This window comes from Pseudomonas sp. PF05, assembly GCF_056521845.1.
In genome coordinates this window covers 147,692-160,348 of record NZ_JBWLPW010000008.1, presented here as the reverse complement: position 1 = coordinate 160,348, position 12,657 = coordinate 147,692, and the positions used below count along the sequence as shown (strand labels likewise).

14 protein-coding genes are annotated in these 12,657 nt (G+C 61.8%); 12 read left to right on the top strand and 2 right to left on the bottom strand.

All coding sequences use genetic code 11. The annotated features are described in order from the left end of the window. Positions 1–179: 179 nt before the first annotated feature. The 12 genes from AC09SL_RS15410 to AC09SL_RS15355 all read left to right on the top strand — a co-directional run bounded on the left by AC09SL_RS15410 (position 180) and on the right by AC09SL_RS15355 (position 10,448). A complete protein-coding gene (locus tag AC09SL_RS15410; RefSeq protein ID WP_008070254.1) occupies positions 180–374 on the top strand; it encodes a Flp family type IVb pilin in 195 nt (64 codons plus the stop codon). 159 nt (positions 375–533) lie between these two features. Continuing rightward, positions 534–728 carry a Flp family type IVb pilin gene (locus AC09SL_RS15405; protein WP_064106983.1) on the top strand — a complete coding sequence of 65 codons (195 nt, stop codon included), beginning with the start codon at positions 534–536 and terminating at the stop codon, positions 726–728. Between the two features lie 25 nt (positions 729–753). After that, a complete protein-coding gene (locus AC09SL_RS15400) occupies positions 754–1,284 on the top strand; it encodes an A24 family peptidase (protein ID WP_058542926.1) in 531 nt (176 codons plus the stop codon). A gap of 2 nt (positions 1,285–1,286) precedes the next feature. Then, complete coding sequence (locus AC09SL_RS15395) at positions 1,287–2,615, top strand: P-loop NTPase family protein (RefSeq protein WP_058542925.1); 1,329 nt, start codon at positions 1,287–1,289, stop codon at positions 2,613–2,615. A gap of 15 nt (positions 2,616–2,630) precedes the next feature. Beyond that, entirely contained in the window at positions 2,631–3,443 is an 813-nt protein-coding gene (gene cpaB / locus AC09SL_RS15390) for a Flp pilus assembly protein CpaB (RefSeq protein WP_058542924.1), read from the top strand. A gap of 70 nt (positions 3,444–3,513) precedes the next feature. Then, complete coding sequence (locus AC09SL_RS15385; RefSeq protein ID WP_058542923.1) at positions 3,514–4,830, top strand: TadE/TadG family type IV pilus assembly protein; 1,317 nt, start codon at positions 3,514–3,516, stop codon at positions 4,828–4,830. Between the two features lie 8 nt (positions 4,831–4,838). After that, positions 4,839–5,318 carry a TadE/TadG family type IV pilus assembly protein gene (locus AC09SL_RS15380; protein WP_058542922.1) on the top strand — a complete coding sequence of 160 codons (480 nt, stop codon included), beginning with the start codon at positions 4,839–4,841 and terminating at the stop codon, positions 5,316–5,318. Further along, positions 5,318–5,812, top strand: coding sequence for a TadE/TadG family type IV pilus assembly protein (locus tag AC09SL_RS15375; protein WP_058542921.1), 495 nt, complete (start codon positions 5,318–5,320; stop codon positions 5,810–5,812). The genes AC09SL_RS15380 and AC09SL_RS15375 overlap by 1 nt, the downstream gene beginning before the upstream one ends. Beyond that, positions 5,806–7,026, top strand: coding sequence for an AAA family ATPase (locus AC09SL_RS15370; protein ID WP_058542920.1), 1,221 nt, complete (start codon positions 5,806–5,808; stop codon positions 7,024–7,026). Before AC09SL_RS15375 ends, AC09SL_RS15370 begins: the two co-directional genes overlap by 7 nt. A gap of 3 nt (positions 7,027–7,029) precedes the next feature. Continuing rightward, positions 7,030–8,472, top strand: coding sequence for a TadA family conjugal transfer-associated ATPase (locus AC09SL_RS15365; RefSeq protein ID WP_058542919.1), 1,443 nt, complete (start codon positions 7,030–7,032; stop codon positions 8,470–8,472). Then, positions 8,469–9,455 (top strand): type II secretion system F family protein, encoded by a 987-nt coding sequence (locus AC09SL_RS15360; RefSeq protein ID WP_058542918.1) that lies wholly within the window; start codon positions 8,469–8,471, stop codon positions 9,453–9,455. The genes AC09SL_RS15365 and AC09SL_RS15360 overlap by 4 nt, the downstream gene beginning before the upstream one ends. 27 nt (positions 9,456–9,482) lie before the next feature. After that, the gene (locus tag AC09SL_RS15355; RefSeq protein WP_058542917.1) at positions 9,483–10,448 is read left to right on the top strand and encodes a type II secretion system F family protein; all 966 of its coding nucleotides are present in this window, start codon (positions 9,483–9,485) and stop codon (positions 10,446–10,448) included. A gap of 1,161 nt (positions 10,449–11,609) precedes the next feature. Here AC09SL_RS15355 and AC09SL_RS15350 read toward each other — a convergent pair. Continuing rightward, on the bottom strand, positions 11,610–11,879 hold the full coding sequence (locus AC09SL_RS15350; RefSeq protein WP_058546601.1) for a DUF3613 domain-containing protein: 270 nt from the start codon (positions 11,877–11,879) through the stop codon (positions 11,610–11,612). 22 nt (positions 11,880–11,901) lie between these two features. Beyond that, entirely contained in the window at positions 11,902–12,615 is a 714-nt protein-coding gene (locus tag AC09SL_RS15345; protein ID WP_058546602.1) for a tetratricopeptide repeat protein, read from the bottom strand. Positions 12,616–12,657: the final 42 nt, after the last annotated feature.

Here is a 12,657-nt window from a genome sequence, read left to right as displayed (position 1 = left end):
CGCCAGCGCTGCGGTACAGGTGGATTTTCCGACCTCCCGGCTCCTTCCCATCCCCGCAAAAAAATCCTAGCGATGTGCAAAATCCTCCTAACGGCTATGACCACCTGCTGACTAGGGTTGCATCAGGCAGTTCGCAATGTACTGCCCCTTGAGAAAACAACCCCGATGAGGTGTGCGAAATGACTCTTCAAACAATCAAGGCTTCGGTACTGAAGTTCGCCAAGGATGAAGATGGCCTGACCATTGTGGAATATGCAGTGGCCGGTGGGCTGATCACCGTATTGGTGGCCGCCGCGTTTGTTCTTCTGGGCGGCGCCGTGAATACCAAGATCCGTGCACTGTGCCAGGCGGTCAACGGCAACGTTGCCTGCTGACCGCGGCAACTTGCAGCGAAGGGGACACGGTAACTTTCAAGGAATAAGCGTTTGCAACTCTTTAGCAGTGAGTACAACGAATAAATCAAATGGACTTCGCGCTGTCCCCCTCCCACTAGGTTTCTAGCAGTACTTCTTAATCAGCGTGAGGTTCATGAAATGACTTTCCATACGATAAAAACTTCGATCAGCAAGTTCGCCAAAGATGAAGACGGCCTGACCATTGTTGAGTACGCGGTGGCGGGGGGCTTGATCACGGTGTTGGTGGCAGCGGCATTCGTCCTTCTGGGCGGTGTGGTGGATACCAAGATCCGTGCGTTGTGCCAAGCCGCCAATGGCGACGTCGCCTGCTAACGATAACCCCCCTAGGAGACGCATCATGTCCATGGAATTGCTAGTGTCGACGGTACTACTGCTAGGACTGCTGGGCGTGGCGGTGGTGAGCGATCTGCTTCGCCACCGCATCCCCAACACGCTGGTGCTGTTGGGCCTGGCCTTGGGATTGGCCAGCCAGATTTATACCAGCGGGATTGGCGGCCTCGGCGACAGCCTGCTGGGTATGCTGATCTGTTTCGGGCTGTTCCTGCCCATGTACGCGGTCGGTGGCATGGCCGCCGGTGACGTCAAGCTGATGACCATGGTCGGCAGCTTCCTGCCTTTTCATTACGCACTGTGGGCCGCGCTGTTCAGCCTGATCGCCGGCGGTGTGTGCGGTTTCCTGATTGTCCTGGCCCGGGGCCAACTGCTCCAGACCCTGGGGCGCTACTGGCTGATGGTGCGAGCCCAGTCCTATCTGGCGCCGACCTCGGATGAAGTGGCCGGCAAACCCTTTCCTTATTCGATTGCGATCCTGATCGGCACTTTGAACAGCGTCTACTGGCAACTGGTTGCCGGCGGCTGGGGAGTCTAGTCATGCACGTCATCAACGATAGCGATGCCTACCCCAGCGAACGGGAAGCAGTCCAACGCCTGGCGCCACAGCCGTGCACCATTGGCGATACCGGCCTGACCGAAAGCTTCCTGGGTGAGCTGGTGTGCAAGCACCTGCACGACGCCGGTGTGCTGGACATGTCGCGGCTGGTGGAGCGCCTGGCCCTGACCGGCGCGGTGCTCGAAGAGGTCCTGGCGTTCCTGCGCAAGGACGGTCGCGTCGAAGTGCTGGGCCAGCTGGGGCAAACGGGCGGGCAGACACTGCGTTACGGCCTGACCGAGCGCGGCCGCAGTTCGGCCCGTGACGCCCTGGCCCGCAGCGGCTACATCGGCGCTGCCCCGTTCCCGGTGAGCACCTATCGTTCGCTGATCAAGATCCAGACCATTCACCATGGCCGCATCACCGCCAAGGACATGAACCATGCCCTGGCCGGCCTGGTGCTGAGCCAAGGCATGCTCGACCAGTTGGGCGTCGCCCTCAATTCCGGGCGGGCGATCATGATCTACGGCCCGGCGGGCACGGGCAAAACCTATGTCAGCAGCCGATTGATCCGGTTGTTTGCCGAGGCGATCTGGGTGCCCCATGCCATCGTCATCAACGAGTCGGTGATCGAGATCTACGACCCGCAGGTGCACCAGCGCCTGGATGACAACGGCCAATCGAACAACCTGATGCTCAACGAAGGCATCGACCGCCGGCTGCTGTGCTGCAAACGCCCGATCGTCATTACCGGCGGCGAGCTGAGCATGGAACAGTTGGATGTGCGCTACGACCCGTTCACCCGGCAATACCAGGCGGCGTTGCAGCTCAAGGCCAGCAACGGCCTGTTCATCATCGATGACATGGGCCGCCAACGCATGGCGCCGGCCGAATTGCTCAATCGCTGGATCGTGCCCATGGAGGAGAAGCGCGACTTCATCAACCTGGGCGGCGGCCGCCATTGCGAATTGCCGTTCGACCTGGTGCTGGTGTTTTCCACCAACCTCAATCCCCTCGAATTGGCCGACGAGGCCTTCCTGCGGCGCATTGGCTACAAAGTTCAGTTCGGCTACCTCAAGCCCGAGGAGTACGAACAAATCTGGCGCCAGGAGTGCGAACGCCTGGGCATCCCGTATGACCCGCTGCTGGTGCGTTATGTCCTGCAGCGGCTGTATGCAGGCGAAGGCATGCCGCTGGTGCCTTGCCATCCCCGTGACCTGCTGAACATGGCGCTCGACCGCCAGCGTTACCTGGGCGGTTCCGGGCCCCTGTTGCCGCAAGAGTTGGAATGGGCCTGGCACAACTACTTCGTTCAGCTCGACTTCCTTTGATCTGGAGATACCGACATGAGCTCTCGTACGCTTCCCCTGATAGGCGTTTCCCTGGTAATGGGCCTTGGTGCCGCATGGATGGCCGACTCCTGGCTGAGCGCACGACTCAACGCGACCCCCGATGACCACTTGCGAAGCGTCGTGGTCGCCACGGTGGAAATCCCCTTCGGGCAAATGGTCGAGGCCCAGCAAGTCACCACCGTGCGCATGCCCATGGACACGATTCCGGACGACGCCTTCGATGCCAGCGAGCAGGCCGTGGGCAAGATCGCCACCTTCGACATCCTGCGCGGCGACATCGTGCGGGGCGCGCGTCTGAGCGAGCACTTGGGCGGCAGCACCCTGGCTTCGCTGATCGCACCGGACAAACGGGCCATATCGGTACGCGTGGACGATGTGGTCGGCGTGGGTGGCTTCCTCTTGCCGGGTAACCGGGTCGATGTCTTGGCGACCAAGACCACCAACGCCGGCAGCAACACCGCGACGTCCCGGACCCTCCTGGAAAACTTGCGGGTGCTGGCGGTAGACCAGACCGCCGGCACGGACAAGACCCAACCGGTAGTGGTGCGGGCCGTGACGCTGGAAATGTCCGCCAGCGAAGCGGAATTGCTGGTCACTGCGCAGACCGAAGGCAAGCTGCAATTGGCCTTGCGCAACCCGTTGAACCTGGAGAAAAAAGCCGTGGCCGTTGCGCCGCCAGCCCCTGCGCCAGTGATGGCGAAGGCCGCTGCACTGCCAAAACCTGTGGTGCAGCGCAGTGCCAAGCCGCAAGGCGCGGCGATTACGTTGATCCGCGGGGTTGAAAGCAGCGTGATCAATATCCGCTGAGTGACACCTCCATGCCAGGCCGTTTCGGGCCGTGGCGATGCCGATCCTCAAACGTTGTAATGAGGGCTCGATGATGAATGCCAATATCCGGCGCCAGGGAGGGGCGGTGAGTGTACTGATGGTGATTGCCCTGGTGGCGATTTCCATGATGGCGGCGTTGGCCCTGGATGGTGGGCACATGCTGTTGAACAAGACGCGCCTGCAAAATGCAGTGGATGCTGCGGCTCTGGGCGGCGCCAAGACCCTGAGCCAGGTCAGTGGCGGCATCAACATGGCCAGCACCACCCGTGCGGCGGCCCTGGACACGTTCAACAGAAATGCCAACGCCGCCGGCAATGCCGAGCTGGCAACCGCCGTCGCCGGCAATCCGGGTGCTTTTGCGGTAGTGGAGTTGTCCAGCAGTGTCTATGGCCCGTTCTCTTACCCAGGCCCCACGGACGCCAAGTACGTGCGGGTGTCGGTTGCCAACTATCAACTCAACGGTTTTTTCTGGAGTTTCGTCCAGTCGATGGGCAGCGGCGGCCTGGGTGGCAAAGCCGTGGCGGCGATCGCTACCGCCGGGCCCAGTCCCACTTCTCCTTGTGACCTGGCGCCGTTGATGGTCTGTGGCGATCCCACTCAATACAACCCGGCCGCCGGCAACTTCTGGGGGTATCAATTTGGTGACCTGGAAGTCCTGAAAACGGCGGCGGGGAACACCTCGCCCATCGGCCCGGGCAACTTCCAATTGCTGGATTTCGGCTCAGGTGGCAGTGCAGTCCGGGAAGATCTGGCCGGTGGTGGCTCGGTTTGCCGCAGTGTCGGCGACAACGTCCAGACCGCGCCAGGTAATAAAGCCGGCCCAACCTCCCAAGGTTTGAACACGCGCTTCGGTATCTACAACGGCCCAGTCAGTTCTTCGGACTACCCACCGGACCTGGTCACGGCTTCAGGCACTCCGGCGATCACCTACAACGATTCGCTCTCCCAGGCGCAATACAAAGGCCAGGCCATCACCTCGAGCAACGGCGATCTCTCGGCGGGTGGCGAGGCGATACAGGACTACAACGACTGGCGGGCGCAGGTCGCCGCCTGTGTGGCGGGTGGCGCCAGCGGTTGTGAAAGCAACGGGGTTTTCGAGCGCCGGATGCTGAAGATCGTGATTGGCGATTGCGCCGGGAAACTGAGTGGCTCGACGTCGATTCCGGTCTTGGGGTTCGGCTGCTATTTCGTCCTGCAGCCGGTAAGCGGCGGTGGTTCGGAGTCGATCATCTTTGGCCAGTTCGTCCAGGAATGCGAGGGCGACAACGTACCCGGCCCGACGCCGTCCACCGATTCCGGCCCACAGATCATCCAGCTCTACAAAACCTATCTCAACGGCAGCGGCACTCCGAGCACCGACTCGTAGGAGGCGTCATGGGACTTTCTCATTTCAAATCAGCGCAAGCCCAGCAAGGCGTGGCACTGGTGGAGTTCACCCTGGTGCTGCCATTGCTGCTGTTGCTGCTGCTGGCCTTCGGCGAGTTCGGCCGCATGCTCTACCAGTACAACGTGCTGTTGCAGGCCAGTCGCGATGCCGACCGCTTCGTCGCCAGCCAGGCGTGGAACTCCACCCTCGGCGCCGTCGCTTTGAGCAGCACGCTCCTGACCCAGACGAAAAACGTTGCGGTGTATGGCGTGCCCAGCGCTAGCGGAACCGCCGTGGTGTCCGGGTTGACCACGGCTAACGTGCAGGTCGCCGCCGTGGGCATCGATCATGTGCGCGTCACTATTACCTACACCTTCTGCCCGGTGATTGGTGCGGGCAGCTGCAATGGGTCGATTCCCGGGTTTTTTGGCAACGCCATTCCACTGGGCATCCAGTTGGTCGCAACCACCGTCATGAGGGCGCTGTGATGAATAACAAACACATGCGCGGCACTTACGTCGTGGAGTTCGCCTTCGTTGGCCTGCTGGTGTTCACCCTGTTGTTCGGCGTGCTGGAAATGGGCCGGTTGTATTTCACCGTCAACGCTCTGGACGAAGCCGCGCGGCGCGGTGCGCGGCTGGCCGCGGTGTGCAATATCAGCGACCCGGTGGTGTTGCGGCGGGCCATCTTCAACGCAGCGACGGATTCAGGCACCAGCCAACTGATCAGCAGCCTGGCGACCTCGAACCTGGCGCTGACTTATCTGGATGTCAACGGGGCCGTGGTGGCAAACCCGGCCGATACGTCTGGCGTCACTGGGTTTCGTGCCATCCGTTACGTCCAGTTGAGCGTACAGAATTTCGTTTTCAACCTGTTCATTCCCGGCTTAGGCGTGCCCATTACCTTGCCCACGTTCCGGGCAACCTTGCCACGCGAAAGCCTTGGGCGTCATTCCGATTCCGGGGAGATCACACCATGCTGAACACCAGGGAAACTCCGCTTGCGTCCACTACCGGCAGAGCCGGGCTGCGGATACTGATCAGCAGCCGCGATGCCGCGTCCCTGCGCGACCTGCAATGCGTCTGCCAGCGCATGCCTGGCCTTGAGGTGAGCACGCGCCTGGTCAGCAACGGCCATGTCGACCCGCTCTACGGCCTGGACCGCATGCCCGACCTGCTGTTGCTGCGCGTTAGCCACCTGTGGCGCGAAGAGTTGTCAGCCTTGCTGCAACGTCCGGCCCATGAGCGTCCGCCGATGCTGGTGTGTGGCCCTTTGGGCGAGCAGGAAGGCATGCGCCTGGCGATGCAGGCCGGCGCCCGGGATGTGCTGCCCGAACCCATTGCCGATACCGAATTGGTGGCGGCGTTGAATCGTCTGGTGGTGGACGTCCGCCTTGGCAACGGCAACGAAGGGAAGCTGGTCGCGGTGATCAGCGCCAAGGGCGGCTCCGGCGGAACCCTGGTGGCGTGCAATCTGGCCCAGCAACTCAGCGCCCGGGCAGGCAATACCTTGCTGTTGGACATGGACCTGCAATTTGGCAGCGTGACCCATTACCTGGATGTGGCGCAGTCCCACAGTCATCTGGAAGTACTGCAACAGGTCGACGACATGGACAGCGTCGCGCTGCGGGGCTTTTGCAGCCACTTCAGCCCGACCCTGCATGTGCTCGGTGGCCGGGCCGGTGAGTTGTGCCTGCCCCAGGACGCTCAACCCGAACAGCTCGACGCCCTGTTGCAACTGGCCCGCGCCAGTTACGACTGGGTGGTGGTGGACCTGCCGCGGCAGATTGATCACCTCACCGGCTCGGTGCTGGAGCAGGTGGACCGGGTGTACGTGGTGGTGCAACAGAGTGTCAGCCACCTGCGCGACGCCAGCGCCCTGGTGCGCATCCTGCGCGAAGACCTGGGCGTGCGCGGGGACCAGTTGCAGATCGTGGTCAACCGCTATGACAAATCCGCCGCCGTCAACCTCAAGGACATCGGCGAGGCCCTGCGTTGCACGAACCTGTCGAAATTGCCCAATGACTTCAACCTGGTCAGCCAGAGTCAGAACACTGGCGTGCCGTTGGGGCTGCATGCGCCGAAGGCGGCAATCACCGCCGCCCTGCGCGATTTGACCGAAGACCTGGTCGGTCACCAGATGGCCACAGACAAGGGCCTGCTTAAACGTGCCTTCAACCGTTTTTTCGGGGGATGACCCATGATCAGCGACTTTCGTAACCGCTTGCGCAAACAGCCCGTCAAACCTGGGGCTTCAGCCGACGCCCAGCCCGGCGACGGCCAGCCGGACCCGACAGCCGCGCTGATGGCCTGGGAGCAGGCCATCCCCGACGTGCTCTACGAAACCCGCAGCCAGGTCACGCCGGTGGAGGCCGAGTGGCGGGAGAAGATCTACCAGCAACTGCTCAAGGTCATGGACCTGTCGCTGCTCGATACCCTCGAACACGTCGAGGCCGCGCGGCAGATACGCGAGATTTGCCAGCGTCTGCTCGAGGAGCATTCGGCACCGGTGAGTACGGCCAGCCGGCAATTGATCATCAAGCAGATCACCGACGAAGTGCTCGGCCTCGGGCCGCTGGAACCGCTGTTGGCCGACCATAGCGTGTCCGACATCCTGGTCAACGGGTTTGCCTCGGTCTACGTCGAGCGCTTCGGCAAGTTGCAACGCACCGACGTGCGTTTTCGCGACGACCAGCATTTGCTGAACATCATCGACCGCATCGTTTCCAGCCTGGGGCGGCGTATCGATGAGTCCTCGCCCTTGGTGGACGCCCGGCTCAAGGACGGTTCGCGGGTCAACGCGATCATTCCACCGCTGGCCATCGACGGTCCGAGCATGTCGATCCGGCGCTTCGCCGTGGACCTGCTCAACACCGACAGCTTGATCCAGGTCGGCACCATGACCCCGGCCATTGCCTTGCTGCTCAAGGCCATCGTGCGCGGGCGCCTGAACGTGCTGATCTCCGGCGGGACCGGCAGCGGCAAGACCACCATGCTCAACGTGCTGTCCAGTTTCATTCCCCATAACGAACGCATCGTCACCATCGAGGATTCGGCCGAGTTGCAACTGCAACAGCCCCACGTGGTACGTCTGGAAACCCGGCCGTCGAACATCGAGGGGCGAGGCGAGGTGAGCCAGCGGGAGCTGGTGCGCAACAGCCTGCGGATGCGCCCGGACCGCATTGTCATCGGCGAGGTGCGCGGCGCCGAGGCGATGGACATGCTCACGGCGATGAACACCGGTCACGATGGTTCGCTGACCACCATTCACGCCAACACCGCACGGGATGCGTTGGGGCGAGTCGAGAACATGGTGTCGATGACCGGGGCGACTTTTCCGATCAAGGCCATGCGTCAACAAATTGCCTCGGCCATCGATGTGGTGATCCAACTGGAGCGTCAAGAAGACGGCAAGCGCCGCGTGGTGAGCATGCAAGAGATCAATGGGATGGAAGGGGAGATCATCACCATGACCGAAATTTTCTCCTTCGTGCGCCAGGGTATCGGTGAACATGGCGAGGTGCTTGGGGAGTATCGGCCCAGCGGCATGATCCCGGCCTTCCGCGATGTGCTGGCCAAGCGCGGCATCGAATTGCCGCTGACCTTGTTTCGTCCTGAGTGGATGGAGGGCCGGACGTCATGAGCAATATCCCCAGTGAATTCATCCTGATGTTCCTCGGCATGGTGTTCATCGCCGTGTTCCTGCTGTCCCAGGGCGTGGTGGTGCCGGTGTTCGGCGAAGCTGGCAAGATGCGCAAGCGCATTCGCGGTCGCCTGCATGTACTGGAGAAGGCCAACCACTTGCCCAACATGCAGACCGTGTTGCGGCAGAAATACCTGACGCGTCTGTCTCCCTTGGAAGCCCGCCTGGAACAGCTGCCGTTCATGGCCAACCTGACCCAACTGATCGAACAGGCCGGGCATGAATACCGCGCTTATCGGGTCATGCTGCTCGGTCTGGCCCTGGGGGCGGCGGCGGGTGCCTTGGTGCTGATGGTCTCGCCGGTCTGGTGGCTGGCGCTGCTGGCGACGTTCGTCGCGACCTGGCTACCGGTGCTGAAAATCCTGCGTGACCGCAACAAGCGTTTCGCCGCCTTCGAGGAAGGTTTGCCGGATGCACTGGACGCCATGTGCCGGGCCTTGCGCGCCGGGCACCCGTTCAACGAAACCCTGCGTCTGGTCGCCGAGGAACACAAGGGGCCGGTCGCCCAGGAATTCGGCATGACGTTTTCCGACATCAACTATGGCAACGACGTGCGCCGGGCCATGCTCGGCCTGCTGGAGCGCATGCCGAGCATGACGGTGATGATGCTGGTGACTTCGATCCTCATCCACCGCGAGACCGGCGGCAAACTGACCGAAGTGCTGGAGCGCCTGAGTCGCTTGATTCGCGGGCGGTTTCGCTTCCAGCGCAAGATCAGGACGCTGTCGGCCGAAGGACGCATGTCGGCCTGGGTGCTGGTGGCGATCCCGTTCGTGCTGGCGATCGCCATCGTGCTCACCAGTCCCAGCTACATGCCGGTGCTGATCAACGACCCCATAGGACACAAGCTGATCATCGGTGCGTTCTGCGCCATGTTGATCGGAATTTTCTGGATAAAAAAGATCATCCGGATCCAGGTTTAGGCGCTGGCGCGCCGAGAGGTATCAGTCATGGACTTTTTGCTCGGATTGTTGAGTCGGTTTACCGGTAACGAAGAACTGGCACGCCTGTTGTTCATCGCCGCGATTGGCCTCAGTACAGTGCTGGCGGCCGTCGCGCTGCTGTTATTGATGCTGGGCCTGCAGGATCCGGTGCAGCGGCGCCTGGCGCTGATCAAGCGCGGTTACGCGGGCAACGCTGTGGGGCAGGAGGCGCCCAGTAACCTGCAGCTCTTGTTGGAGCGGGTCGGCCAGCGCTTTGCCTCGACCGACCAGGCCCACACGTCCGCCACCCAGACCTTGCTGACCCACGCCGGTTACCGGTCTGCCTCGGCGGTGCAGATGTATTGGGCGGTGCGCCTGATGTTGCCGTTGTTGATGGTCGGCGTTGCGTTGTTGCTGCTGCCGATGGTCAAGGTTTCCGTGGCCATCGGCCTGTTGGCGGTGACCCTTGTGGCGGGCATTGGCTGGTTGCTGCCGGCGATCTACGTCGGCAAGCGCAAGCAGGCACGGCAAGGCCGGCTGCGTGCCGCGTTCCCGGATGCGCTGGACCTGATGGTGGTTTGCGTCGAGTCGGGCCTGGCCCTGCCCACGACGATCGAGCGGGTGGCTGAAGAGATGTCGGTCAGCCAGGTTGAACTGGCCGAGGAACTGGCGCTGGTCAATGCGCAGATCCGGGCGGGCATCACCAGCACCGAGGCCCTCAAGCAATTGGCCGTGCGCACCGGTCTGGAGGATATCCAGGGCCTGGTCAGCCTGCTGGCGCAAAGTATCCGTTTCGGCACCAGCGTGGCCGATACCCTGCGGATCTACGCCGATGAGTTTCGCGACCGGCGTACCCAGGCCGCGGAAGAAATGGGCGCCAAGATTGGTACCAAGTTGATCTTTCCGCTGATCTTCTGCCTGTGGCCGAGTTTCTTCCTGGTCGCTATTGGTCCGGCCATGATCGGTGTGTTCAGGGCTTTTGGGAATATGTAGGTCGGTGGGTGTTCATGGGGCTTGTGTTCACCACTGTCCCATTGTGTGGGCTTGCTCGCGAAGGCGGCCTGACGGGTGGCCTGGATTTTGTTGATCGAGTACATATCCGTTGCTGCGGTAACGGCTGCTTGGGGTTTCGCCCTGACGGCGACTCACTTTTGAGAAGCCCGGAAGCCGGCCCAGTCAAAAGTAAGCAAAACGCTTCATGCCCCACCACTTGGTGCCTCGCTTAGGCTCGGCATGCCCTCACTCCGGCATTGCTCCGTGGGCCCACTACGCAATGCCTGCGTTCGGCCATCGTGGTTAACGGGGCGCCGAGATCAACGTCCACCGCGAGGCGGCCTAGTAGCCGGCCTGGCTCTCCCGGTCGTACACCTCATCAGATCTGTGGGAACCATCAGATCTGTGGGAGCAAAGCTTGCTCGCGAGGCGGCCTGACAGCCGACCTGGCTCTCCCAGTCGTACGCCGATCAGATCTGCCTGAGCAGGACCTGTGGGAGCAAAGCTTGCTCGCGAGACGGCCTGATAGCCGACCTATCTCTCCCGGCCGTACACCCATCAGATCAGTGTGAGCAGGACCTGTGGGAGCAAAGCTTGCTCGCGATGGGGCCTGATAGCCGACCCGGTTCTCCCGGGCGTAACACCCATCAGATCAGTGTGAGCAGGACCTGTGGGAGCCGAGCTTGCTCGCGAGGCGGCCTGGCAGCCGACGCGGTTCTCCCGGTCGTACGCCCATCAGATCTGTTTGAGCAGGACCTGTGGGAGCAAAGCTTGCTCGCGAGACGGCCTGATAGCCGACCTATCTCTCCCGGCCGTACACCCATCAGATCAGTTTGAGCAGGACCTGTGGGAGCAAAGCTTGCTCGCGATGGGGCCTGATAGCCGGCCTGGCTCTCCCGGTCGTACTCCGATCCCATTGTGGGAGATTGCTCGCGAAGGCGGCGGCACATTCAGCATCGATGCCAAGCAGACCCACCGCAATCGCGAGCAAGCTCGGCTCCCACAGGTGATCCGGGTGTCCATGAGCCTTGTGTTCACCACAGGTTGTTGCCAGTGGTCAGCCAACCGTTCAAGCCAAAAGACCGCAGCCCTCGGCAGTTCCTACATCGGATCAAATGTAGGTGCTGGCGAGGGCTGCGGTCTTTTCGTTTCCGGCGTGTTTCATTTACTACTGGTGATATCGCCTCCCGAGTCCTGCTCAAAGAACTCCGGGATCGGGTAGTTGAAGCTGTTGAGCCAGCGTTGCATGGCCATCTCGCGTTCGGCGGCCGAGGCGGTTTGCAGGTTGGTGGAGGCCACCACGCCGCGAATCTGCAGTTGCATCCAGCTCTCGGTGCCTTGCTGTGCTGGCGAAGAGGGGCCAGGTTCAATGGCCCAGGCGCTGCTGGAAAGGCCCACCATGCATGCGATCATCAATTGTTTGGTTATCATTTCTTGGACTCCTCGTAACGTTCTACTTGACCGCGCCGGTTGAGGCATCGACAACCTCGGTCAGGCGGTTGGCGGGTGACGTCACCGCGTTAGTGGCCGAACCCCTGATTTTTTCCGCACGGGCCTGGGCATCTGCCACTTGCTGGGGGCTCAGCTTGGCCATGTTCGCGAGCTCGGCGGCCTGCTTCCAGTTGTCCTGGTAGATCAGCAGGGTCACCATGTTGAGCGCTGCCAGCGTGTCTGACTGCTGGAGCTCCATGGCGGTCATGAACTCGAAGCGGGCTTCTGAAATGCGTCGTTGGTTGAGGTAGACAACCCCCAGGTCGTTGCGGATCTTGCCTTCGGTCGGGGCCATCTTCGCTGCGCGTTCGAGGTATTGCGTAGCGGCGGTATTGTCATTTTTGGCGGCCGCCAACTGGCCAAGGCCATGTTCACCGTCTGCGGCCAGGCATGTCCCGAGCAGGCTTTTGTACAACGGTTCGGCCTCGTTGCGTCCCATCAGGCGCAGCACCCGAGCCTTGCGCAGGCGGACCTGGACCAAGTCCTCGGGCAAGCGTTCGAGGTTCGCCAGGCTGGCGTACAAACGACCTTCATTGGCCATGTCTTCGGCCATGTTCAGGGCCAGTTCCTGGTCGGATTCGGGCTTGGCGCACTGGGTCGAGCGTGAAGCCACTACGCTGTTGCTGGCACAGCCGACAAGCATCAAGCTCGCCGCTATTGCGATCACTGCTTTCATTGAATGCCCCTTGGCAACCCGTTGGATATCGGATGCCTTGCC

Excerpts from the sequence above, each read along its gene's own strand:
- AC09SL_RS15350 (WP_058546601.1), bottom strand. The coding sequence starts at position 11,879 with ATGATAACCAAACAATTGATGATCGCATGCATGGTGGGCCTTTCCAGC.
- AC09SL_RS15385 (WP_058542923.1), top strand. The coding sequence starts at position 3,514 with ATGATGAATGCCAATATCCGGCGCCAGGGAGGGGCGGTGAGTGTACTG.
- AC09SL_RS15410 (WP_008070254.1), top strand. The coding sequence starts at position 180 with ATGACTCTTCAAACAATCAAGGCTTCGGTACTGAAGTTCGCCAAGGAT.
- cpaB (WP_058542924.1), top strand. The coding sequence starts at position 2,631 with ATGAGCTCTCGTACGCTTCCCCTGATAGGCGTTTCCCTGGTAATGGGC.
- AC09SL_RS15345 (WP_058546602.1), bottom strand. The coding sequence starts at position 12,615 with ATGAAAGCAGTGATCGCAATAGCGGCGAGCTTGATGCTTGTCGGCTGT.
- AC09SL_RS15395 (WP_058542925.1), top strand. The coding sequence starts at position 1,287 with ATGCACGTCATCAACGATAGCGATGCCTACCCCAGCGAACGGGAAGCA.
- AC09SL_RS15355 (WP_058542917.1), top strand. The coding sequence starts at position 9,483 with ATGGACTTTTTGCTCGGATTGTTGAGTCGGTTTACCGGTAACGAAGAA.
- AC09SL_RS15375 (WP_058542921.1), top strand. The coding sequence starts at position 5,318 with ATGAATAACAAACACATGCGCGGCACTTACGTCGTGGAGTTCGCCTTC.
- AC09SL_RS15360 (WP_058542918.1), top strand. The coding sequence starts at position 8,469 with ATGAGCAATATCCCCAGTGAATTCATCCTGATGTTCCTCGGCATGGTG.
- AC09SL_RS15380 (WP_058542922.1), top strand. The coding sequence starts at position 4,839 with ATGGGACTTTCTCATTTCAAATCAGCGCAAGCCCAGCAAGGCGTGGCA.
- AC09SL_RS15365 (WP_058542919.1), top strand. The coding sequence starts at position 7,030 with ATGATCAGCGACTTTCGTAACCGCTTGCGCAAACAGCCCGTCAAACCT.
- AC09SL_RS15370 (WP_058542920.1), top strand. The coding sequence starts at position 5,806 with ATGCTGAACACCAGGGAAACTCCGCTTGCGTCCACTACCGGCAGAGCC.
- AC09SL_RS15400 (WP_058542926.1), top strand. The coding sequence starts at position 754 with ATGTCCATGGAATTGCTAGTGTCGACGGTACTACTGCTAGGACTGCTG.
- AC09SL_RS15405 (WP_064106983.1), top strand. The coding sequence starts at position 534 with ATGACTTTCCATACGATAAAAACTTCGATCAGCAAGTTCGCCAAAGAT.